Below are 24581 nucleotides of genomic sequence, written 5' to 3' on the forward strand. Positions count from 1 at the left end.
TACCTCCTATTACGACTTCTGCTGTTGCTGCTGGAATGTGAGTTCGATAAATTCTGCCGGGCGAATCAAAGCCACCTTCACGGTCACTCTCAAAATGCCTTCAAGAATATCTTCCGGAGTCATGGTATCGCCAAGGCCCACATGCACTTCGTAAGCATCTTCCGGAGTCGTGCCTGCAAGGCCACCGCGCTTCCAGACGCTATTGAGGAAGTTGCCAATCATGTTCTTCATCGTAAGCCAAGTCGTAGACGTGTTAGCGTCGAACACATAAGCCTTAGATGCCTGCTTGATAGATTCTTCGAGCATGATCATCGTGCGGCGAACGTTCACATAGCGCCAATCGAGGCTGTTACCGTCGAGCGTACGAGCGCCCCAGACCTTGATGCCATCGCCAACAAAGTAGCGGATTGCGTTCACAGCCTTACCGTTCAGCGGAACGTTCAAGTCTTCCTGTTCGTCATTCGTGAGGTTCACAGCCGGGGAGACAACGCCATTCACGCCCACGTTAGCCGGAGCCTTCCACACGCCTTCGTTATTATCGACGCGAGTGTAAATGCCGGCCATAGCTGCAGAAGGCGGCATCAAGTTGAGCTTTTCGCTCATGGTGTTCATCAAAGCAGCATACTTCGGGCAGACAACCGTAAGCGTGTTGTGCAAAGCGGTTGCATCGTCCTTCTTGGCGTCAAAATCACGCAAGCTCTTGAAGAAGCTGACGAGTTCCAATTCGCGCTTGGAATGCGTTTCAGGATCAACGTTGTCGAGGTCTTCGACATCCGGCACCACAGACTTTGCAAGGTCAAGTGCGAGAGTCTTGTAACCACCTTCGGCTTCCGGCTCGATATTCGTAAACGAGACTTCACTCGAAGCGACAACGCTCGTATTGATCCACGGATAGTAAGCGGCACCATACTTGAGGAAATCCGTCACCTTTTCGCGGAAGGTGTTGATGCATTCCAGCGGTTCCTTGTAGCCATCGAAAACATCAAGGATGGCGAAACGGTTCTGCATCTTGTTGCAATGTGCAAGCAATTCATTCTGGATATCGGCACATTCCTGAGCATTGCCAAGCGAAACAGCATCCGGAACGAGCATAATCGTCGGTTCCTGTTCCTTCACGAACGGAGCAATGCCATTGAACAACGGGGCCTTTTCAATCTTCTTGTCGTAACCGCCCACAGAGCAGATATAGCAAGCGGCACCGCCATTCTGGAAGAAGATGCGCATAGAATCGTAGAGACGGAACATCGGCTTCGTCTGGAGAACAGCCTTCTGTTCACCGTTCTTTGCGTCAGCGGATTCTTCTGCATTTTCGGAATCTTCCGAGGCAGCCGGAGCCTCAGCAGATGCAGCACCGTATGTAAAGCGCACGGTCGGAGCACCGCCGAAAATGTTCAGATACTCAGCAAAGGAAGTGATGCGGAAAGGCTTATTCGTCAAGTCCTTTCCATTGTATTCTGCCTTTTCGGTGTAACCGATAAATGCAGGAATAGCAGTTGCAACTTCCACCACCGAGCCCGGGAAAGCGTCTTTCTCAACGAGATAGACGCCTGGGGTTTTGTATGATGTAGGCATTTATGATTCTCCTATTTTTATGGATTAACAAAACATTCTGCGACGATGGTTCTCGTCCCATCATCTAAACTCGCCTTGGCTATAGACCTAGCGTTTGCATTCGGAAGGCTTTTCACAAGTACCTTCGAAGTCGCACTATCCATCAGCTGAAAACGTGGAGGCGCACCGCTTACAATCGGGAGTTCGGTCCTCGAAATGTAAAGCGATACACGTTGTGATTTTTCCACGCAGTCAAACTGGACCGGATCATCAGTCCTCAGCGAATCATTTATTTGCAAATCACGTTCAGCATAAATGCCCGAAACGCAATAGCACCACCTCAATTTTTTTGTCGGGACTTTTACCGTACAAACAAGCGGTATCTTCGGCGTAATATGGAGTTCAAGCGCGAACACCACCCCGAACATACGTTGCAATTCCGGCATGGAATCCTTTTTACGACCCTCAAAACAAATCTTATTTTCGCCAGACACCACAGCAACAGGGAACTCGTCATGTGCGATACCATCAAAGTTCGTGACGTTCCAAATTTCTGCAATAGAGGCCTTGACGTAAAAGAAAAGCGTCGTTTCTTCGGCAAACGAGCCCGCAGGCGACATCAGTCGCACTTTTCCATCGTAAATACGGCAAAGCGCATCCTCTCTCTTCAGAATATCAGCCGTTTCTGGCGAGGGTACAACCTTAAAGCCACAAGAACTCCCATTGTAGTACTCATGGCAAAGCGATACATCTACAATTCTTGCGTATTCCATCAAATTAACCCCAGTTCAGAGTTTTCAGGAAGCCGAATTACGTACGGCTGATAATACGAGTAGTTACCGCCAAGAGCCACAGTCTTCAACCGGTAAACTACCGACGGGACGTATTTTGCCCCGATCGTCCCCCACAAATTGTTCAGTTCTTGCATGTTCATATTTTCCATATCAACAGCAATTTTTTCTAGCCCCTCGGGCATATCAGGCGAATTCGACCGGTCAAAAAAGGAGTGGTCCATAAAAAAGGCGACAGCCTTGGACAAGTACCGCAAGGAATCCACGTAATTTCCGCCTTTAAAATTCGCCGCAATAACAAAGTAAAGATTTAGGTAGACCATTTTTTGCGGAACCACAGCACGGTCACCACGATACTCCGGAGTCGCATAGTTTTGCACCATACTATCGCGTTCCATATTCACAAGGAATATGTTCAATTTATTTGTAGCCCCTTCATACTCTTTTCCGTCATTTTCCAGCATTCTAGATACAACAACAAGATCTTCACGTACCGACATCGTGCGTCGCAAGTGAAGATTCAGCTGCATCGCCAAGAATTGCAACGAGGCTCCAATCATATTCTATACAACATCCATTTATATTCGTTTACTTACGTTTATTTGTCTGTATTTTTTAGTTAGTGTATACAACATTCATCGCGGCAATATAATTATTGCTTCAGCATTTTGTAAATTGTAAAATTAATTTTTCTAAACTTCAGTTGTTTTCAAAGATAAAAGATTGTAATAGAGCATACAAAATAGACATATATTTTGTTTATAACTTTACACATCAAGAACAAACTTTCACAAATAAAGCAAATTTTTGTAAATAAAGATTATCAGGCAAGTAAATTTGGGCACAAATTCATCACATTTTCGCAAGAATTTACACAAAAAAGCACTATACGTATCATATTATGATACACCTTTATAATACACATCATGTAAAAAAAGGCTCCAAAGCGACCAAAAAACGTAATTTTTCAGCGAAAATCGCAATAAAAAACATAATTTTCACCAAAATAACCGATAAAATCAAGCGAAAAACCCATAAGAGCACTTGTTATTTATTAAATTGTTGCCATGTTTGAGAGAAATAGTCAGCCTGAGTTAACCTCACGCCAAAAAGAAATATTGTCCTTACTGCGTAAGGGCCTTACGAATAATGAGATATGCAAGACGCTGAAAATTTCAGCGAATACCGTCAAAGCACATCTCGCAAAGATCTATAAAATTCTTGAAGTCACCAACAGAACCGAAGCCGTCACCACAAAAATTGACGAAGAGCCCAATATAGGCGACCTCAAAAAAGACCTCAACATCATTTTTCTCAAGCAAAGAGACCTTTCTGCTCACCCGAAAGTGAATAGCCTGTACTATTCACTTGTAGAAGCCATTCACCAGTACCGCATTTTCCGCATCACGGATACAGTCGAAGACTCTGTCGAGCCCGCATTTTCAATCGACGTTTCAGCATCAACAGACAATGACGAAGCTTTGTTCTTATCAATAAGACTCGGCTCATCGCACGAGATGCTTTGGGCAACATCAATCAAGATCGATTCTGACAACATTTCGGAGATTGCCCAGAAAGCGGCAATGCTTTTGTTCCGAAACATCGTTCTTGCGACAGACAAGATAAACTATACACCTGAAAGTCCAATTCCGTACTGGTGGTACATCACCGCCCACTGCAACCTAAAATTCGAGAGCCGTAGCAAAGACGCGTTCAACTACTGCAAGGACTTGCTCTCTCCGCTAGCTACCGGAGAGGTCTATAGCGAACACGCCGTTTACACGCTCTCCCTCGTCTACTATATCGCCATCCTCGACAACTGGGGCGATACGGAAGAATACACCAAGCAGCTTGCGGAGTTTGCACGCAAGACCATGTTCAATGCGCCCTATTCCATTTACTCCCAAATGATTATGGCGTTCTACAACATCATCATAGGCAACAAAAGCGAAGCTATCTCGTACTTCAAGCAAGTCATCGAAGCAAACCCGCAAACGATTACCGCTCGTACAATCCTCGCCCAGATTTACATGTTGACCGGCCTCAACGACAAGGCGCTCGAGCTCATCGAGGAATGCGAACGGCTGATTCCAGAGAATGCTATGCAGACATCCATTAAGCACGGTAAGGCGTTCTTGCTCTTATTGCAAGGCAAGTACGAAGAATGCATCAAGCTCTGTAGCCAAATTTTGCTCTACACCCCCAAGGCGACCATCCACCACCTGTTCATCATCTACTGCAACAACCAGCTTGGCCGCAAAGCCGAAAGCGAGGCGCAAATCAAGGAGCTCTACAAACAGCACCCGGACTTCGGCAGGCCATACGTTGAACAAATAATGAAGGGCGTCTGCCCTGAAATGCAAAAGAAATTCATGGACCACCTCCAGAATCTCTTCGTCTAAAAAATAACCCTAAGAACTACCCAAATGGGCTATTGCAAATAGCCCATGTTCAATGTATTTTTGGGCTGAGAAAAAGAGAGTTTACACCTCAAACATAGTGCTGCAAGAACCAGAAAAAGGATCCACCTCCCCAATTCAGGGCTCTTGCAGCATTTTTTTGCGCTAACGCCATTCACGCTAGCGCAAGAAATTACGACTTGATTTTTTCGCACTTGAACGAGAGCTTGCCGTCTTCGACGCCCACGTAAATCGTGGAGAAGTCCGTCATAGTCCCGAGCAAAAGGCCTTCGGCGATTTCGTCTTCCACCAAATTCTGGATGGAGCGGCGGATCGGACGAGCACCCAGCGAAGCATCGTAATTGTGATTTACGACAAATTCCTTTGCTTCCTGGCTCATTTCCAAGAGGATACCGCGATCGGAAAGGTTCTTCTGCAAGAATCCCATCTGGATGTCCACGACAGAAACGAGGTCCTTCTTCGAGAGGGCTCGGAACACAATCTGTTCGTCCACGCGGTTCAGAAATTCCGGAGAGAACACGCGCTTGACTTCTTCGCGAATGGCGGTTTCCATACGTTCGTAATCGTCCGTTTCGCCCATCTTGGTAAAGCCCATGCCACTGCTATGGCGGACTTCACGGGCACCGGCGTTACTCGTCATGATGATAATCGTATTCTTGAAGTTGATCTTGCGTCCATAGCTATCGGTCAAGATGCCATCGTCCAAAATCTGGAGAAGCAAGTTGTAAATGTCCGGGTGCGCCTTTTCGATTTCGTCGAGCAGCACCACAGAATACGGATGCTTGCGCACCTTTTCGCTCAGCTGGCCACCGCCATCTTCAAAGCCCACATATCCCGGAGGAGCGCCAATCAAGCGGCTCACGCTATGCTTTTCCATATATTCGCTCATGTCAATACGCACAAGCGAATCTTCACTACCGAAAAGTTCCTTGCAAAGCACCTTCGCGAGTTCCGTCTTACCGACACCCGTCGGACCAAGGAACAAGAAGCTACCCATCGGGCGCTTGTTGTTGCGAATGCCTGCACGGCTACGGCGGATAGACTTCACAATCGCATCGACAGCCTGGTCTTGGCCAATCACGCGCTGCTTGATTTCATCGCCGAGGTGGATGAGCTTCTGAGCTTCTTCGCCACCGAGCCTACGCACCGGGATTCCCGTCATCTTGCTGATGACGTCACGGATAACGTTTTCATCGACAATCGGCGTTTCGGATTCTTCGCTCTGCAACTGCTTTTTGCGTTCGGCAATGCTATTCTGCAATTCTTCTTCGCGAGCGCGGAGCGCTGCAGCCGAAGTGTAATCCTGGTTAGCGACAGCCTCTTCCTTTTTCTGGAGGCATTCGCCAAGCTCGTCTTCCATGTTCTGCAAGTCCTGCGGAATCTTGATGGAATTCAAGCGCACGCGAGCGCCCGCTTCATCGAGCACGTCAATGGCCTTATCCGGCAAGAAGCGTTCGCTGATATAGCGTTCACCAAGTTCAACGGCCGCACGCACGGCATCCGGCGTGTAATGGACATTGTGATGTTGTTCGTACTTCGGGCGGAGTCCTTCGAGAATCTGGATAGAATCTTCGACCGTCGGCGGATTCACAATAATCGTCTGGAAGCGGCGTTCAAGAGCCGGGTCCTTTTCGATGTACTTGCGGTATTCATCAAAAGTCGTAGCACCAATGCACTGGAGTTCGCCACGTGCAAGGGCGGGCTTAAAGATGTTCGATGCATCGAGGCTGCCTTCGGAGCCGCCTGCACCCACAATTGTGTGGAGTTCATCGATAAAGAGAATCACGGAATTGCCCACGCGCTGGAGTTCCATGATGAGGCCCTTCACGCGTTCTTCGAACTGGCCACGATACTTTGTACCGGCCACCATGGCAGCAACGTCAAGCGTCACAACGCGCTTGTTCGCAAGCAAATCCGGAATCTTGCGCTGTACAATCTTGAGAGCCAAGCCTTCGATAATCGCAGTCTTGCCCACGCCCGGTTCGCCAATGAGCGCCGGATTGTTCTTTTTGCGACGGCAAAGAATCTGGATCAAACGTTCAATTTCAGCTTCACGGCCGATAATCGGGTCAAGCTTGCCTGCACGAGCCATCGCCGTGAGGTCACGACCGAAGTGTTCGAGAATCGGAGTCTTGGAACGGGACTGCGGAGCCGCCTGGCGCGTTTGCGTATAACGTTCACGCGGTTCATCATCAGGTTGCTGACCGTCATCCATCGGCTGTCCGTCAGCCTCGCGCTTGATTTGCATCAGCATTTCCTGATAGTTTTCAAACGTCACGTTGTACGTCGAGAGCGTTGCCGCCGCCGGAGAATCGGTCTGCTGCAAAATGGCAAGCATCAAGTGTTCGGGGCCAATAAACTGGACGCCCTCTTCCTTAGCAATCTTCGCGGCATTGTAAAGCACCGCCTTGCACTGCCCCGTAAATGTCAAAAGACCGCCATGAGAATCGCCACCGACCGTCATGAGGCCACCGTTCGTACTCAGCGCACGCTGGATGGTTTCACTGAGTTCCGTCAGGTTGACTTTCAAAGCCTTGAGCGTTTCCGAGGCAACACCAGAATCCTCGCGAACAAGACCAAACAAAAGGTGTTCAACCGTTACGCAGTCGCTCCCTAAATTGCGGGCTGCAATACGTGCCGCCTGCAGCGCTGCTTTTGCCTTAGCTGAAAAAATACCGTTAATATCTGCCATAAATTTCCTTCCACCTACTCCGCATTCTGAATAACACCATTATGCATAATCACACGGCGCTTTGCAAACTGCGCAAGTTTTTCATCGTGCGTCACAATCAAGAACGCCTGATGGAACTTTTCATTGAGTTCGCCAAAGAGCTCGTTCAATTTCGCCGAATTCGCTTCGTCCAGGTTACCGCTCGGTTCATCTGCAAAAACAAGAGACGGATTGTTCATGAGCGCACGCGCAATTGCAATTCGCTGGCGTTCACCGCCCGAAAGTTCTCGCGGCAAATGCTTGAGGCGTTCCTTGAGGCCAACCGTTTCCAAAAGCATTTCAGCACGTTCACGGCATTCCTTTTCGGGAGTCCCGAGAATGCGACCCGGCACGCAAACATTTTCGAGTGCCGTAAATTCCGTGAGCAAATGATGGAACTGGAACACAAACCCCACATGCGAACGGTGGTACATATCGCGTTCTTCGCTATTGAACTTGCTAAGCGGCTTGCCCTTGAACAAAATCTCGCCCGAAGTCGGCGTGTCGAGCATTCCAACCAAATTCAAAAACGTCGATTTACCGGAACCCGACGAACCCGTGAGCGCCACAAGTTCGCCAGCATCCATCGAAAAATTCACGCCTTTGAGGATTTCAAGTTTTTCACCAGTCTCGGAGAAAACTCTGCGAAGGTCGACTGTTTGCAATAAACTACTCATGTCTAATCGCCCCCACAGGATCCAAACGGCTAGCCTTCCATGCCGGCAAAAGCGTCGCGGACACGCACAAAACAATACCAATCACAAAAATCAAAACAACATCAATCAAGTGCACCGAAATCGGGAAATACGGAATCACGTACACATCGCCCGGGAGCTTAATGAAGTGGTAAGCCTCTTGCAACTTGCAGAGCACAAGTCCAACAGTTCCACCCACAACGGTACCGCCCACGCCAATGAAACTTCCCATCAGCATGAACACGCGCATCACGCCCGCCTTGCTAAAGCCCATGCTACGCAAGATGCCAATTTCCTTTGTCTTGTCAATCACGACCATGATAAGCGAGCTGATGATGTTAAACGCAGCGACCAAAATAATCAAACAAATCACCGCCGCCACAATGAACTTTTCGTAGTTCATCCACTTGAGGAGCGTGATGTTCTTGGACTTCCAATCCATCCCGTAGTACGGATATGAGAGCCAAGTCGCCATGCTATCGACCGCCTCGCCCGCTTTCCAGTGATCCTTGATGCGGAACTGGATACCGGTCACGGTGTTTCCCATGCCAAGCAACTTCTGCAAATCCGAAATGCCGACATACGCAAGGTTTCCATCGTATTCGTAAGTACCCGTTTCAAAGATGCCGCTCACCACGCACATCATCATCTTCGGGCCACCAGTGCTCATCGCCTCGTCTGGACTCTGGAACGTCTGCAACACGAGCTTGTCTCCAACGACAACGCGCAAGCGCGCCGCAAGCCCAGTCCCGAGAATAATTCCCGGACGGAGTTTGCCACCCATGTCCTGCAAACTATCGACAGAGTATTCTCCCCACTTGATGAACTTGTGGATGTCCGTCACTCCCTTGGCTGTAGCTGGGTCAATGCCGTAAATGACAATGCCATCGTTCACCTTCTTGGAGCTGATGCCCACCTTGTAAACGATAAACGGCGACGAAGCGACTACGTCAGGCACGCGCTTTTGCACTTCCTGCGTGAGGCTATCGTACGGCCCAATCGGATTGCCATTATACGCCATCAGTTCAAAGTGAGCGTCCTTCCCAATCATCTGGGCCGTGACCTCTTCTTCGAAACCATTGACCGCCGCAAGCGCCACCACTAGCGCAAACACGCCAATGGAAACGCCGAGCATACTGAAAATACCAATAAGCGAAACAAAGAGACTCTTGCGTTGAGCCCCCAAGTAACGCCAAGCAATGAGGAGTTCGAGTTTGTTCATCTTAGGCGAGAAATAAACGAGATGCTACACTTCCGGCTTCATGAGCGGGAAGAGCTGCACGTCGCGGATGGTCTGCTGGTTCGTGAGGAGCATGACCATGCGGTCGATGCCAAAGCCCACGCCGCCCGTCGGCGGAAGACCGCTTTCCACAGCATGCATGAAGTTTTCGTCCATCGGATGGGTTTCACCTTCACCACCACGGCCACGACGCACCTGGTCTTCCAAGAGTTCGCGCTGACGGATCGGGTCGTTAAGTTCGGTATAAGCGTTACCGAGTTCCCAGCCGTTGGCATACGGTTCGAACTGTTCGATGAGGCCAGCGATCGTGCGGTGCTTCTTGCAGAGCGGCGTGCTTTCGGTCGGCATATCCTTGATGATCGTCGGCTGGATGAGCTTGCCTTCCACCGTGAGGTCGAAGAGTTCCAAGATGCCACGGCCACGAGTAAATTCACCATCGAGGTGACCACCGAGTTCTTCCATCTTGGCCTTGATTTCGTCGTCGCTCATGTCGCCCACCTTGATGCCACCGAACTTTTCAATGGCTTCAATCATGCTGTAGCGCGGCCACGGAGCCTTGAAGTCGATTTCCTTGCCCTGGTAGTTGATCTTGGTCGTACCGTTAGCGGCAATGCAAGCGCGTTCGTAAATGTTTTCGAAGTGCACCATCATGTCGTTGTAGTCGGCGTAGGCTTCGTAGAATTCGAGGCCGGTGAATTCCGGGCTATGCGTACGGTCCATGCCTTCGTTGCGGAAGTTCTTGCAGAACTCGAAAACCTTTTCCATACCGCCGATGATGCAGCGTTTGAGGTAAAGTTCCGGAGCCACGCGCAAGTAAAGCGTCATGTCGCAAGCATTGTGGTGCGTCGTAAACGGACGGGCGTTTGCACCACCATAAATCGGCTGGAGCGTCGGGGTTTCGACTTCGATGAATCCCTTTTCAATGAGGTATTCGCGGATAGCCTGCATGATCTTGGAACGCTTGATGAAGACTTCCTTCACGTCGTCGTTCAAAGCCATGTCGATATAACGCTGGCGGTAGCGGGTATCCACATCGGCAAATTCGTTGAACACGACCTTGTTGCCGTTTTCGTCGACCTTTTCCTTGGCGACCGGGAGCGGACGCACAGCCTTCGAAAGCATCGTGACCTTTTCGGCACGCACAGAGTATTCACCGCTCTGCGTTTCGAACATCGTACCGTTCACACCGATGAAGTCACCGAGGTCCGTCATCTTCACGATTTCGTAGTTTTCTTCGCCCACTTCGTCACGGGCAACCACAACCTGCAAGCGACCGTAGCGGTCCTTGAGGTGCATAAAGCACATTTTACCCTTGCGATTGAAACGCACAACGCGGCCGGCAAATGCAACCGGTTCCTTGGTCACCATCAAGGCTTCCTTGTTTTCCTTCAAAACCTTGGAATCATGGGTCCTGTTAAACTTGTGCGGATAAGCATCCACACCCATTTCCTTGAACTTGTCGAGCTTAGCCAAGCGAGCCATCACCTGGTCATTCATGTCTTGCATTGCCATATTATTTTACCTCGTGAATATATCACGTCTTAAATTTGAACGGGATAAAATTTAGAAAAATAGATGGCTGCTATTTATGCTTCTTCATAAAATACCACGCAATCAAACCCGATATACTCAAAGTATGCGGGACACTAAGCCAAAGTTCGTTCAATGGCACAGGACGCGTCGGAATTTTCACCCCCAAATGCAGCGATAAAAGTAAGCCTATGGTAAAAACAATCGTAAAAGCAAGCCACTCGATAAAATACGCAGTCGGCTTTTTAGACATATAAAGTAACAAAGAAGCAAAAGCAACTAAAAAAGACGATTCCAAACCCTGCCTTACATTCCAAATAAAGCTAGTTATAATAAAAAATAGAATACAAATTAACAGCGTCCAAAAGAACCACTTCATATTTTTCAATATACAAAAAACGACAACTTAACTAAAAGTTGCCGTTAAAAGAAATCACTGGATTCTATCGGCCCGTCGGACCTCCAGAATGACAAGAATAAACTACCCTTGCGAGGTTTCAGCGAAGCTCAAGCGTTCGTAGTTTTTGAGCGCAAGGTTCAGGCGGTACTCATTCGGGAAGAGGCACACGAGATTGCGTTCCTTATCCATCATGCAATCGCCGGCGTATTCTTCAGCGAACTTGCCAACATCGGCTTCAGGGCCTTTCACCCAGCGGATGCAATGGGCGGGCACGCGGTCGAGCTGCACGTCGGCACCGTATTCGCTCTGCAAACGGAACTTGAGCACGTCGAACTGGAGTTCACCCACAACGCCCACGACAGGCACAGCGGACTTGAGCGGTTCATAAAGCTGCGTTGCACCTTCTTCCGAAAGTTCGGCAAGGCCCTTCGCCATCTGCTTGGACTTGAGCGGGTTCAAGAGCGTCACGCGGGCAAAGTGTTCCGGAGCAAAGTCCGGGATGCCCGTGAAGTTCATCTTTTCGCCGTCCGTGAGCGTATCGCCAATGCGGAAAAGTCCCGGGTCGTTAATACCCACAATATCGCCCGCCCAGGCGTGGTCAATGACTTCCTTGTCCTTCGCGAGGAATGCGGTCGGAGCTGCCAAGCGGATGTCACGACCCGTACGCACGTGGAAAACCTTTTCGCCACGGGTAAAGCTGCCCGAGCAAATGCGGAGGAATGCCGTGCGGTCGCGGTGTTTCGGGTCCATGTTGGCCTGAATCTTGAAGACAAATGCGCTGAAAGCGTCTTCGTCCGGCTTGACCGGGCGCTTGTCGGTGTCGCGGATCATCGGCGGCGGAGCGAGTTTTGCAAAAGCGTTCAAAAGCTGACGCACACCGAAGTTGTTCACTGCAGAACCGAAGAACACCGGGCACATTTCGCCCTTCAGGAACTTTTCGTGGTCGAACGGATCCATACCGCCCGTGACCATTTCGTATTCTTCCTTAAACTGGTTCACCCAGTTTTCACCACAAAGTTCAACGAGACGCGGATCGTCCGGGCCTTCCATCTGGATAATCTCTTGCTTGCCATCGTCCGGGTTGAACGTGTGGAACGTATTTTCGGCGATGGAATAGACGCCCTTAAAAAGCTTACCGACGCCAATCGGGAGCGTAAACGGAGCGGTCTTAATCTGCAAAACGCTTTCAATCTGGTCGAGCAAGTCAAGCACATGACGGCCATCCAAGTCCATCTTGTTGATGAACGTGATAATCGGCGTATGGCGCATGCGGCAGACATTCATCAAGCGAATCGTCTGCTTTTCAACACCATTCACGCTATCGATAAGCACGAGAGCAGCATCGACAGCGGTAAGCGCACGGTACGTGTCTTCGCAGAAGTCCTGATGCCCCGGGGTATCGACGAGGTTGAACATGCAACCTTCAAACGGGAAGTTCAGCACGGAACTCGAAACAGAAATACCACGCTGCTGTTCAATCTTCATCCAGTCACTAACAGTGTAGCTCTTGTTGGCCTTCGCGCGCACGTGACCAGCCTCGCGAATCACATTCCCGTACCACAGGAATTTTTCGGTGATGGTGGTTTTACCGGCGTCAGGGTGGCTGACAATAGCGAAAGTGCGGCGTTTTTCAATTTCTGGATTCATGGCGCCAAATATAGTAACTTTAGGGGTTAAGTTCAATGATGGGGTCATCCTGAGCGAGAGCCTCGAAATATCTTTTTATTTTTAAGGATATGGCAACAAAGAAGTCGCAAACTAAAACCGCAAAGAATACGAGGACTCGGGTAACGCATGAGTTCCCTGCGCTATTTGACGCAAATTCGGAGGTTCTTTTGCTCGGTTCCATCCCCTCGCCCAAATCGCGCGAACAGGGCTTCTATTACGGGCATCCGCAAAACCGTTTCTGGAAAGTTCTCGCAAGCGTCTTGAACGAGCCTCTCCCCGCAACCATCGATGAGAAAAAATCGATGCTTTTAAAGCACCACATCGCCCTTTGGGACGTTCTCGACAGTTGCACCATCATCGGGGCAAGTGACACGAGCATCGAAGATGTCGTGCCCAACGACATCACCTCGCTCCTCGCCCAAACGAAAATCAAACGCATCTTTTGCACAGGCGCCACCGCCCACAAGCTCTACGAAAAGTACTGCGAAAAATCGACCGGAATCAAGGCTGTAAAGCTACCTTCCACCTCCCCCGCCAACTGCGCCGTCAAATTCGAGAAGCTCGTGGAAGCGTACCGAGTAATAACTAACAACTAAAGGAGATTCCCGCTCGGTGGCGGGAATGACAAATGCAAAAACGCCCCGCGGCTTTAACCACGAGGCGCTCTTTATTTTACAAGGAAATCCTTATTTCTTTTTCTTGTTAGCGTTATTTCCGCGGACATCCTTCGGCTTGAACTGGACGCTGATTTCCACGTTCGTCACCTTGGAACCGAGTCCAGACGGGTCGTACACCTTGTACGTAAATTCATCAATTCCAGAGAAGCCCTTATTCGGGGTGTATTCGAAGGAACCGTTCTTTTCGTTCAAGACGATTCGACCATTGCGCGGCTTCATCACCGTCTTCACGGATTCGAGCTTGTCGCCATCCGGATCCTTAGCGGCAGACATGAGGCCTGTTGCAGCCGGAACCTTGAGCGTTTCGCCTTCGCGAGTCTGGTAAGAGAGCGGCTTCGTTTCCGGAGCGTTGTTCACAGCAATCACCGTGAATGTAGCGGTCTTGTGAGCCGTTGCACCTTCCGGGTCAGTGACCGTGAACGTGATGCGTTCCGGCTTGCCCTTCCAGTGAGAGTACGGCTGAGCCACAATCACAGTTTTCTTGGACTTGTCGTAAGTCACCTGCAACTGCTTCTGACCCGTGAATTTCCACTTGAGGTCGTCGAAGTTGTGGTCCTTATCGCGAGCATACTGGTCAAGCTTAATCGTTGCAATCACGCCTTCATTCTGATTTTCCCTGATGGTGTAATCAGGAATGTCACGCATCACCGGAGCGGCATTCACATGCTTCACGATGAACTTCACGACAGACTTGTCAGAAGCGCCAGCCGGGTCCGTTGCGGTAAAGATAATCGTTTCGTCACCGAACCAGTTATCCCTTCTCGGCTTGATTTCAGCAACGTGGTTAGCATTGATTCTCACGTCGATATTCTTAGCACCAGAAACACTCCATCTGATTTCGTTCTTCTTGTGGTCCGGGTCGCTAACATATTCATCCAGGTTGATGGACTTGAAAGCCTTGCCTTCAAGCGTCGTCTGGCCTGGGATTTCCTTCACGACCGGAGCGTCGTTCACGGACTTCACCGTAAAGCGCACGTCGATAGAAGCCTTTTCCTTGCTCGGGTCGAACACGTTGATAGTCACCGTTTCGGTACCGTTCCAGTACTTGTTCGGGATTTCAACAGTGAGGATACCCTTTTCGCTGATGTTGTACTTCAGCTCATGCTTAGCAAACGTCGGAGCCGGAGCTTCTTCCTGCTTCTTGGCCTTCTTTTTCTTCTTGTCCTTCTTGTTGTGCTTAGCCTTTGCAGGTGCAGCCACAGCAAACGGATTTTCACCATCGATAGACCACTTGAGTTCATCGACGCTGTTATCCGGGTCCGTCACGAACTTCGTCAAGTCAATTGCCGGGAAGGTCTTCTTTTCGTCAATGACCTGCGGCGGAATCGTCTTGAACTTCGGAGGATCGTTCACCGGAATCACTTCGAAAGTAGCCTTGGCAGACTGCTTATCGCCAGCCGGGTCCATCACCGTGAACGTGAGAGTTTCCTTGCCAAACCAGTTCGGGTTCGGAGTCGTCACTGTTGCACGGCCGTTCTTGATATCCACAACAAGCTGGTTGTTGCCAGAAACAGACCACTTGAGTTCATTCGGCTTGTTATCCGGGTCGTGAACGATTCTTGCGAGGTCCACCGGAGTAAACCTTTCCTTTTCCTTGATCTTCTGGTTGCCAATTTCCTTGGTAATCACAGGCGGGTCGTTCACCGGAGTCACGTCAAAGTCAATCTGCTGAGAAGCTCTTGCACCTTCCGGGTCCGTCACATCGAGGCGGATCTTTTCAGAACCGTTCCAGTACTTGTCCGGAGTCGTCACAACCAACTGCTTCTTGGCATTGATTGTAGCCTTGAGAGCGCGGGTCGGAGCCACTTCGATCTTGAGAGAACTCGTCGGATGATCCGGGTCAGAGATGAACTTGGTCAAATCAATCGGTTCAAAATGTTCCTTTTCCTTGATGGTCTGGGCGAGAATCGGTCTGATGACCGGAGCATCGTTCACGGATTCCACGACAAAGTTTACAGTCTTGGAATCAGTTGCACCATCCGGGTCCTTCACGGTGAACACGACATTGCGTTCGCCATGCCAGTACTGGTCTGCAATATTGATGTGAGCGAGGCCGCCCTTATAAATCACGACACTGAACGGATCCTTGACGACTTCTTCTTCCTCGTCATCATCATCCTTCTTGCCCTTCTTACCCTTCTTGCTCTTCTTAGGCTGTTCGGATTCTGGCTTCTTAACCTTGACCGACCAAGAGAGCTGTTCCATGGTGTTATCCGGGTCGCGGACAAACTTGCTCAAGTCGATATCCTTGAACGTACCCTTTTCACGAATCTTCTGCGGCGGAATATCCCTCAAGACCGGAGGATCGTTCACAGAGACAATTTCGAACGTAATCGTCTGAGAAGTCTTTGCACCATCCGGGTCGCTCACTTCGAGCATCATGAGTTCAGGAGCGCACCAGAAATCCTTGTTCGGAGCCGTCACCGTAAGCACACGGCTCGGAGAGATTTCGGCCTTGAGCTGCTTAGCACCCGTGATTCTCCAGCGGAGTTCGTTCGGCTTGTTATCCGGGTCCTTCACGAATTCGTCAAGCTTGATCTGCTTGAAGGTTTCCTTTTCCTTGATCTTCTGGTCCGGAATTCTCTTCACGAACGTCGGAGGATCGTTCACGCGGGTCACTTCAAAGACCATCTTGTGGCGAGCATAAGCACCTTCCGGGTCGGTCACGGAGAACGTGAGGTTTTCCTTGCCGCTCCACTGCTTATCAGGAACAGAAACGATCACGGTGTTGTCCTTGCGGATATCCACCTTGAGGTCGCGGTTGCCAGTAACTTCCCACTTCAAGGAAGATGCCGGATGGTCCGGGTCTTCGGCGAGAGTCGAGAGGTCGATAGTCTTGAAACGGCCACCTTCGAGAATCGTTTCACCCGTCGGAGCGCTTGCAGAAATCACCGGAGCATCGTTCACGGAGCGAACTTCAAAGCGAGCAGTCTTGCTTGCAGAAGCGCCTTCCGGGTCCGTTGCGGTAAACGTGATGTTTGCTGCACCGTGCCAGTACTTGTTCGGGATAACAATGTTAGCCACCTGGTCTGCACCCACCTGGACGCGGAGCGTTTCACCAGCAGGTTCATCACCGCCCTTCTTCTTGGAAGAAGAACCCTGGTTAATCGGGTTAACCTTGAAGGTCCACTTAAGTTCGCTAATCTTGTGGTCCGGATCCTTGACAAAATCAGCAAGCTTGATCGGCTGGAACTGCTTCTTTTCGTCAATCGTCTGGTCACGAAGGTCACGGACAAATTCCGGAGCATCGTTCACGGACTGAACCGTAAATGTAACTTCCTTGCTGTCGCTTGCGCCATCCGGGTCGGTCACGGTAAAGCGAATCTTTTCGGAACCGTTCCAGTTCGGATTCGGCGGAGTCACCGTCACCTTATGCGTCGGGTCCATAGCCACGCGGAGTTCCTTCTGGCCTTCGATCTTCCACTTGAGGCGGTTCTTCGGATGGTCAAGGTCTTCAACAAAGTTGTCAAGTTCAATCGGCTTGAACGATTCCTTTTCCTTGACAGTCTGGCTTGCAATTTCCTTCATGACCGGCGGGTCATTCACAGAAACAACCGTAAACGTTGCCGTCGTACGGGCCTTGGCACCAGACGGGTCGGTCACAGTGAAGGTCACCTTTTCAGAACCGTTCCACATCTTGTTCGGGGTCTTCACAGTCACAATGCCCGCCTTGGACATATCGACCTTGAGGTCCTTATTGCCAGTGAAGTCAATCTTCAAGCTTTCAAAACGGTCATCCGGGTCAGACACGAGTTCAGATACGTTGAATGGAGTGAATTCGCCCTTTTCCTGAATGGTCTGGTCGGCCACCTGCTTGATTTCCGGGAGGTCGTTCACAGATTCCACCGTAAAGAGTGCAGAAGAAGAAGCCTTTGCGCCTTCCGGGTCTGTTACGGTAAACGTGATTTCTTCGGCACCGTTCCAGTACTTGTTCGGAATGACAATCGTTGCAACCTTATTGGCATCAATATTGACCTTGAGTTCAGAATCCTTCTTCTTAGAGCCGGCTGCCGGCTTGCTAGAGACAGAGAACGAGAGGTCAGAGAGCTTGTTATCCAAGTCCTTCACCATGTCAGCAAGCTTGATCGGCTGGAACTGGCCCTTTTCGCGAATCGTCTGCGGCATAATCTGCTTCACGAACATCGGAACGTCGTTCACGGATTCCACCGTGAAGTTCGCCGTGCGTTCGTCGCAAGCGTTATCCGGGTCGCAAACCTTGAACGTCAGAGCTTCGGCACCATGCCACTGCGGAGACGGCGGAGTGATACGCACGACATGAGCACCATCCATGGCAACCTTGAGTTCCTTGTTGCCCGTAATCGTCCACTTGAGGCGATTCTTGGCGTGGTCAAGGTCTTCGACAAAGTTGTCGAGTTCGATCGGCTGGAATTCACCCTTTTCCTTGATGGTCTGTTCGCGGATATCCTTCATGACCGGCGGGTCGTTGATAGCCTTGACCGTGAACTTAGCAGAAGTCGATGCACGAGCGCCTTCCGGGTCCGTTGCAGTAAACATGAGAGTTTCCGTACCGTTCCACTGGTCGTGCGGAATCTTCACGAAGACTTCATGAGACCTGTTATCGATATTGACCTTGAGGTCCTTATTGCCAGTGATTTCAATCTTGAGCTTCGAGAAATCGTGGTCGGCATCGCTCAAGTAGTCATCCATGATAAACGAAGTAAATTCGTTCTTTTCGTCAATAGCCTGGTCCGGAATTTTCTTGAATACCGGCGGGTCGTTCACAGAACGCACGTTAAGAGCGACATCCTGCTTAGCAGAACCGCCTTCCGGGTCCGTCACGGTGAATGTAGCAATCGTGTTACCAAACCAGCTCGGGTCCGGAATTTCAACAGTTGCGACATGTTGGTCGTCAATATTCACGTTGAGCGTACCGAGTTCCGGCATCTGGCCCTGGTGCTTGACTTCGACATCCCAGGAGAGTTCGGAATTCTTGTGGTCTTCGTCCTTGACGAAGTCATCAAGCTTGATCTTGGTGAACTGCTGCTTTTCGTTGATGTTCTGGTTCGGAATCGGGCGAATGAACTTCGGCAAGTCGTTCACGGAGTTGACCGTAAACACAGCTTCGCAATCAGCAGAAGCGCCTTCCGGGTCCGTAGCCTTGAACTTGATGGATTCAGAGCCGTTCCACATCTTGTTCGGGATGCGGATTGTAGCCACACCGCCAGAAACAGAGACCTTCAAATCCTTGGCGCCCGAAACAGCCCACTTGAGCATTTCGATGCGGTGGTCCGGATCCTTCACGTATTGGCCAAGCTGGATCGGAGCGAATTCCTGCTTTTCATCAATCGTCTGGTCCGGAATGTTTTGAACAAATTCAGGAGCATCGTTCTGAGAATTGACCTTGAACAAAACGTCCTGCTTTGCAGAAGCGCCAGCGGCGTCCGTCACGGTAAATGTCACGCGTTCCTGGCCATTCCAGAATTCATTCGGGATGGTTGCAATTGCAGAACCGTACTTGTCGATTTCAATCTTCAAGTCCTTGTTGCCCGAAACGGTCCACTTGAGTTTCATGACATCGTCATCAGGATCTTCGACATAATCGGCAAGCGGAATCATGTCAAACTGATTCTTTTCATCGATAATCTGATCCGGAATCTTCTTCGTGATTTTCGGGGGGTCGTTCACCGGCGTCACCGTGAATGCAGCGGTCTTGTTGTCGCTACCGTAATCCGGGTCATTTGCGATGAACTTGATTCTTGCGGCACCAAACCAGTGCTTGTCGGGAACCACAATCGTTGCGACGCGGTTACCGTCAATCGTTACAGACAAATCACCATCGGCCTGAGCACCGCCAGCCGGGACTACTTCGGTATCCCATGTAATCTGGTCTTTCTTGTGGTCCGGGTCGTTCACAAAGTCATCCAAGCGGATCTTTGTAAACTGCTGGCCTTCCGTGATGACCTGGCTTGGAATCTGGGTCACCGCCGGCGGATTGTTCACAGACTCGACAGCGAAGTTCACCGTTTCAGACGCACTGGCACCCTTGGAGTCCGTTGCCGTGAAAGTAATGTCTTCGGAGCCGTTCCAAAGCGGGCCCGGCGTTGCAATTTCAACCGTGTGGTCCGGAGCGATCGTCACCTTCAAGTTCTTGTTGCCGCTCACCTTCCAGCGGATCTGCGAGGGCTGGTCCGTGTCGTCAGTGACAAAATTATCGAGCTTAATTTTCGAGAAAGTCCCGCCTTCCAAAATAGATTCGCCAGGAATTCCACCCACCTGTGGCGGTTCGTTCGCCGGAGCAGGTTCAGGGGCAGGTTCATTCACAGGGGCGGCAGCCGGTGCGGGGGCCGCCTGTGGAGCCTGGTCCGCAGGCGCAGGATTTTGCGCAAACGATGATGTTGCAATAACACTAGCAGAAGCTATCAAGGTCGCCATGGACCTCTTCAGTTTATTCATTGTCGATCTCCGATACCATACACGCAATCAAAATTTCATTGTGAAATTTCTCACACGTCCTTAAAAAACGTTTCTAAATATAATGCTTTTCCCTCAAAACTTTTCACCCTGCAGGAATCTTTTTCCTTAACAAAAATTGCCTTTTTTGTCTAATCCGCTTTTCAATTTTACGTAAGTATTTGAGTATCAACGAGTTACAGAAAAAGCTCCCCCAAATGGCAAAAAATCAGGAAAAATGCGTTTTCAAGCCCATTTCGACGCGAAGCTGCCGGTTATAGGCACTTTCTATTGTAAATTTTTTGTAAAACTAGGGGGATTTTGGGTATCAAGCCCCGACAAGGCCCCTCAAAAAATGACAAAATCGGCCAAAAATAGCTATTTTATGAAAATAAACCATTAAATCTAACCAGGAAAAACAATGAAATTCGTATTTCTCTGCGACGCCAACTACCTCAAGGGCGACATGGTCAACTTCCAGAACAACTTCCCGACCAATCACGAACTCGTGACGATGACCTCTGAAGACCTTCTCCAGAGCAAGTCCATCATCGAAGGGACCTTCGCTATCTTGGCAGAACGCACCACTTGGCAGAAGAACTTCAGCCTTTTCCGCTACTTCGGCTTGCTCCCGCTTCTCGAAGTGCTCCCGCTCGGCATCGTGAGCCGTGGCCGCCGCAACGAACCCATCAAGGGCCGCAGCCAGAACAGAAACCAGGAAATCTTCTTCAATCCGGCCGCATCCGCTGAAGAACTCTACCTCCAGGTCGACAAGTTCGTCGCCGCTCCTCCTTCTGGCTACTCCTATCCGCGCGGTGCCGCCAAGTAAGGCATGCAGAGAAAGGTCCTAGAAAGCCTTTACAACCATGGCGGGCTTACGCTTTTCGCCATTTCTGACGAAGAAGCGTTGCCCACAGAAGCCTTGCACAAGTTCGCACTGGCACTTAACGCCGGTGCGCGTTTTGTTGTAATTGACTTTACCGGAAAGCGCCCTTTTGAAGGGAAAGCGCCGTTCCAGACTTCGGACCTTTCACAAAAACTCCTTTCCACCGAGGATATCGAACAGATTACAGCCTCCGCCGCAGATGACGGATGCATCTCGTTCACGGGCGTCAAGCCCCTCCCCACCTCGGACACCGAATTCCGCACGCTCTACCACAATATCAGAAGCCTCGAAACGATTGCCCCGCAAGTTATCGGCATCATTTCGACAGAGCAGGTAGAAAACGTCGGGAACCTGGTCTCCATGGCCCGCCTCCTGATAATGCACGTGACCCCGCTTTCCATGAAATCGGCAGCATCGTTTATCGAAGATGTCAAGGAGGCTCAAAAAATCGAAATTTTGTGGCTTTCCAAGGAACGCCCCACAGGGCGCGCCTACCCCAAGGCTCGCAAGGCCATCCGCAAAAACGCCTGCGCCACCAAGGAAGCGTTCACCCTGGATTTCAAGAAAAATCCGGAAGAGCTCGCGAAAGTCATCAAGAAGCTTCACAAGATTTCCATTCTCACTAAGAACCCGCTTGACGGATTCCCGAGACTTGTCCGCAACCTGTTCCCGCTGCTCCTCCTTGCGGTAATCATTGCGCCGTTCCTCTTTGTCACCGACATCGACAGGAGCGATTCCAACCTCCGCGACCGCATCCAGGAACGAAACCAGCTCTCCGTAGCGCCTTCGTTCGAATACACCTTCGACGGAAGCGAAAGCATGCAACGCATCGCGCGCTACGCCATTGGCAGATTCGACGCCATCATCACCAACGAAAAGATGATCAAGAACTATGTAGCGAAAACGCTCGAAGATAACGGCTTTAGCGTCGTCGCATGGGAAAAGAACAACTTGAACATTCCGCCCAAGGGCACGGTCATGCGATTCTCGCGACCAGACGAAATTAAGCGCCCCGCCTCTGCAGATACCATTGGCGCCGCCTGGAAATTCTGGACATCCGTCATTTCGGACAGCATCGCCTACCTCACGGAATTTTATCATGAAACAGCGACCGCCACGCAGAGAAAGCACAACGGCATCGACGTCGCAAGCCGCCAGGGAGCCCGCATCCTAGCGCCGTTTGGAGCCAAGGCCTGGACTAGCCGAGACGAACGCGGAGGCGTCATTATCGCACTTGTCCGTAAAGAAGATGTTATCTTGTTTATGCACTGCGACAAGCTCCTTTATCTGAACGGTCAAGAAGTCATGCCGGGCGACCCAATCGCCACCGTTGGCACTACCGGGCACACAACTGGACCCCACGCCCACATCGTTACAGGCCTCGTCAGCAAGAAGGGAAAAAAGAGAATCGGGAACGTTCGTTACGATGTTATTGACCCCATAAAGTGGTTTTACAGGTTCAAGCCGACCTCCAAATAAAAAAATTGGTGTTTTACGTCACACGTAACGTAAAAATACGTGAAAAACGGGCTTTCGTAACAGTAAATTTACACCCATACTATCGCAAATTAATCCACAATTAAGTAACTTTGGTACACGGGATTGATGTAGTTAAAAAACAATGTCAAAACAAAAGGATTAGGACATGAAACATTCAATCATTTGGGCTTCTCTCGCACTCGCTGCAGCACTCGTTTCCGGTTGCTCTGGAGTCGTAACCCCAAAGGCCGAACTTGCCACCCATAACGACGCAGTTCACGATATTCCTGCCATTGACAGCCTCATCGTCAGCATGAAGCAAGACTACATCAAGCAGTGCTATATGCCGGTTGCAAGCCACTTGCCGCCTGAAAATTCCTGCCAGTCCGACTTGTTCCAGATGGTCGAACGCCGCTACCACATGGAATACAACCAGAACCACGTTGCCGCCGCTAGCAACGAACTCTTCTTCAAGGACGTCGTTCCGGAAATCAACAAGAAGGTCAAGAGAGAACCGGCCCTCCGCGATCCGCTGCGCCGCGCATTCTCCAACAGCAACGAAATGCTCGCCTACTACAAGGACAAGTATAAGTTCAATACCCAGATTGAACAGTTCTAATTCTAAAGCATGATTTTTGACGAGAGCGCGGCCGCGAGCTGCGCTTTTTTCTATATTTGACCCGCAATAAAACAAACCTAAAAGAGACAAATCTATGGGAAAATCACTCTATCAGAAAATTTTCGAAAGCCACACGGTAGCTAAGCTCCCGAGCGGCCAGTGCCAGCTCTTTATCGGGCTTCACCTCTGCCACGAAGTGACGAGTCCGCAGGCCTTCGCCCAGCTCCGCGAAGAAGGCCAGAAGGTGCTGTTCCCGGAACGCACTTTTGCCACGGTCGACCACATTATCCCGACCACTTTCCCGGAACGCAACCGCCCGCTCCAGGACGGCATTTCCGAAGAGATGTTCTCCCATATCGAAAACAACACCAAGAATAACGGCATCAAGTTCTTTGGCCCCAGCACCTGCGAACAGGGCGTTATCCACATCGTGGGCCCGGAAGAAGGCGTGACGCAGCCGGGTATGACCGTTGCTTGCGGTGACTCTCACACGGCAACGCACGGTGCATTCGGTGCTATCGCATTCGGTATCGGCACAAGCCAGGTGGCAGACGTTCTCGCCACCCAGACGCTCGCCATGAGCCCCCTCAAGACTCGCCGCATCAAGTTCACCGGCAAGCTCAAGCCGGGTGTGACCGCCAAGGACGTTGCCCTTGCTTACATCGCTAAGCTCGGCGTGAACGGTGGCGTTGGCTACGCTTACGAATTTGCCGGTCCGGTCATCGAAGAAATGGGCATGGAAGGCCGTATGACGGTCTGCAACATGGCTATCGAAGGTGGCGCCCGCGTCGGTTACTGCAACCCCGACGAAAAGACTTTTGAATACCTCAAGGGCCGTCCGTACGCCCCGAAGGCAGACAAGTGGGACGAAGCCGTTGCTTACTGGAAGTCTGTGGCTACCGACGCCGACGCCCAGTTTGACGACGAAGTCGAAATCAACTGCGACAACCTCGAACCGATGGTTACCTGGGGTATCACTCCGGCTCAAGCCATCCCGCTCAACGGCAACATGCCGAAGATCGACGAATTCGAAGGCAGCGAAAAGAAGGTCATTTCCGAAGCTTATGAATACATGGGCTGGGAAGAAGGTTCCAAGATGATTGGCCGCCCGATCGACATCGCATTCGTGGGTAGCTGCACTAACGGCCGCCTCTCCGACTTGCAGGCCGCCGCCGAAATCATCAAGGGCCACAAGGTTGCCCCGACCGTCAAGATGTGGGTCGTTCCGGGCTCCATGAAGATCAAGGTGGAAGCCGAACAGCTCGGTCTCGACAAGATCTTTAAGGAAGCCGGTGCCGAATGGCGCGAAGCAGGCTGCTCGCTCTGCCTCGCCATGAACCCGGATAAGCTCAAGGGTCGCCAGGTCAGCGCAAGCTCCAGCAACCGTAACTTCAAGGGCCGCCAGGGCAGCCCGACGGGCCGCACCATCCTCATGAGCCCCGCCATGGTGGCTGCCGCCGCCATCGAAGGCAAGATCACCGACGTCCGCAAGTACATCAAGTAA

The 24581-nt window shown here is 50.7% G+C and carries 16 protein-coding genes; 6 read left to right on the plus strand and 10 right to left on the minus strand.

Annotation, left to right across the window (positions count from 1 at the left end):
• Window positions 1–9: 9 nt before the first annotated feature.
• Genes B7982_RS02625 through B7982_RS02635 form a run of 3 tightly spaced genes read right to left on the minus strand, consistent with a single transcriptional unit; the run spans window position 10 to window position 2902 of the window.
• A complete protein-coding gene (locus B7982_RS02625; RefSeq protein ID WP_088659417.1) occupies window positions 10–1572 on the minus strand; it encodes a phage tail sheath subtilisin-like domain-containing protein in 1563 nt (520 codons plus the stop codon).
• Window positions 1573–1589: 17 nt separating this feature from the next.
• Entirely contained in the window at window positions 1590–2324 is a 735-nt protein-coding gene (locus B7982_RS02630) for a hypothetical protein (protein WP_088659418.1), read from the minus strand.
• Window positions 2324–2902: a DUF4255 domain-containing protein gene (locus tag B7982_RS02635; RefSeq protein WP_088659419.1), complete on the minus strand. Its 579-nt coding sequence runs from the start codon at window positions 2900–2902 to the stop codon at window positions 2324–2326. The genes B7982_RS02630 and B7982_RS02635 overlap by 1 nt, the downstream gene beginning before the upstream one ends.
• A gap of 507 nt (window positions 2903–3409) precedes the next feature.
• Between B7982_RS02635 and B7982_RS02640 the strand changes: the two genes are divergently transcribed.
• The gene (locus B7982_RS02640) at window positions 3410–4744 is read left to right on the plus strand and encodes a LuxR C-terminal-related transcriptional regulator (protein ID WP_088659420.1); all 1335 of its coding nucleotides are present in this window, start codon (window positions 3410–3412) and stop codon (window positions 4742–4744) included.
• 190 nt (window positions 4745–4934) lie between these two features.
• Here B7982_RS02640 and B7982_RS02645 read toward each other — a convergent pair whose 3' ends face one another.
• The 6 genes from B7982_RS02645 to B7982_RS02670 form a co-directional block, all read right to left on the minus strand.
• Complete coding sequence (locus tag B7982_RS02645) at window positions 4935–7454, minus strand: ATP-dependent Clp protease ATP-binding subunit (RefSeq protein WP_088659421.1); 2520 nt, start codon at window positions 7452–7454, stop codon at window positions 4935–4937.
• 14 nt (window positions 7455–7468) lie between these two features.
• A complete protein-coding gene (locus B7982_RS02650; protein WP_072828139.1) occupies window positions 7469–8149 on the minus strand; it encodes an ABC transporter ATP-binding protein in 681 nt (226 codons plus the stop codon).
• Window positions 8142–9389: an FtsX-like permease family protein gene (locus B7982_RS02655; RefSeq protein WP_088659422.1), complete on the minus strand. Its 1248-nt coding sequence runs from the start codon at window positions 9387–9389 to the stop codon at window positions 8142–8144. Before B7982_RS02655 ends, B7982_RS02650 begins: the two co-directional genes overlap by 8 nt.
• Window positions 9390–9413: 24 nt before the next feature.
• Complete coding sequence (gene lysS / locus B7982_RS02660; RefSeq protein ID WP_088659423.1) at window positions 9414–10919, minus strand: lysine--tRNA ligase; 1506 nt, start codon at window positions 10917–10919, stop codon at window positions 9414–9416.
• A gap of 70 nt (window positions 10920–10989) precedes the next feature.
• Entirely contained in the window at window positions 10990–11316 is a 327-nt protein-coding gene (locus B7982_RS14855; protein WP_088659424.1) for a hypothetical protein, read from the minus strand.
• A 102-nt stretch (window positions 11317–11418) separates the two neighbouring features.
• Complete coding sequence (locus tag B7982_RS02670) at window positions 11419–12984, minus strand: peptide chain release factor 3 (RefSeq protein ID WP_014547303.1); 1566 nt, start codon at window positions 12982–12984, stop codon at window positions 11419–11421.
• Between the two features lie 89 nt (window positions 12985–13073).
• On the opposite strand from B7982_RS02670, the gene B7982_RS02675 reads away from it, so the two are divergent.
• Entirely contained in the window at window positions 13074–13601 is a 528-nt protein-coding gene (locus B7982_RS02675) for a DNA-deoxyinosine glycosylase (protein ID WP_088659425.1), read from the plus strand.
• Window positions 13602–13691: 90 nt separating this feature from the next.
• Here B7982_RS02675 and B7982_RS02680 read toward each other — a convergent pair whose 3' ends face one another.
• Window positions 13692–20096 (minus strand): Ig-like domain-containing protein, encoded by a 6405-nt coding sequence (locus B7982_RS02680; RefSeq protein ID WP_088659426.1) that lies wholly within the window; start codon window positions 20094–20096, stop codon window positions 13692–13694.
• Window positions 20097–20514: 418 nt separating this feature from the next.
• Between B7982_RS02680 and B7982_RS02685 the strand changes: the two genes are divergently transcribed.
• The 4 genes from B7982_RS02685 to leuC all read left to right on the plus strand — a co-directional run bounded on the left by B7982_RS02685 (window position 20515) and on the right by leuC (window position 24581).
• Window positions 20515–20922 (plus strand): hypothetical protein, encoded by a 408-nt coding sequence (locus tag B7982_RS02685; protein WP_072828146.1) that lies wholly within the window; start codon window positions 20515–20517, stop codon window positions 20920–20922.
• A 3-nt stretch (window positions 20923–20925) separates the two neighbouring features.
• Window positions 20926–22458, plus strand: coding sequence for a M23 family metallopeptidase (locus B7982_RS02690; RefSeq protein WP_088659427.1), 1533 nt, complete (start codon window positions 20926–20928; stop codon window positions 22456–22458).
• 166 nt (window positions 22459–22624) lie between these two features.
• On the plus strand, window positions 22625–23077 hold the full coding sequence (locus B7982_RS02695; protein WP_088659428.1) for a hypothetical protein: 453 nt from the start codon (window positions 22625–22627) through the stop codon (window positions 23075–23077).
• A 94-nt stretch (window positions 23078–23171) separates the two neighbouring features.
• On the plus strand, window positions 23172–24581 hold the full coding sequence (leuC, locus tag B7982_RS02700; RefSeq protein WP_012819912.1) for a 3-isopropylmalate dehydratase large subunit: 1410 nt from the start codon (window positions 23172–23174) through the stop codon (window positions 24579–24581).

The sequence above is a fragment of the Fibrobacter sp. UWB2 genome, assembly GCF_002210425.1.
Lineage (GTDB): Bacteria > Fibrobacterota > Fibrobacteria > Fibrobacterales > Fibrobacteraceae > Fibrobacter > Fibrobacter elongatus.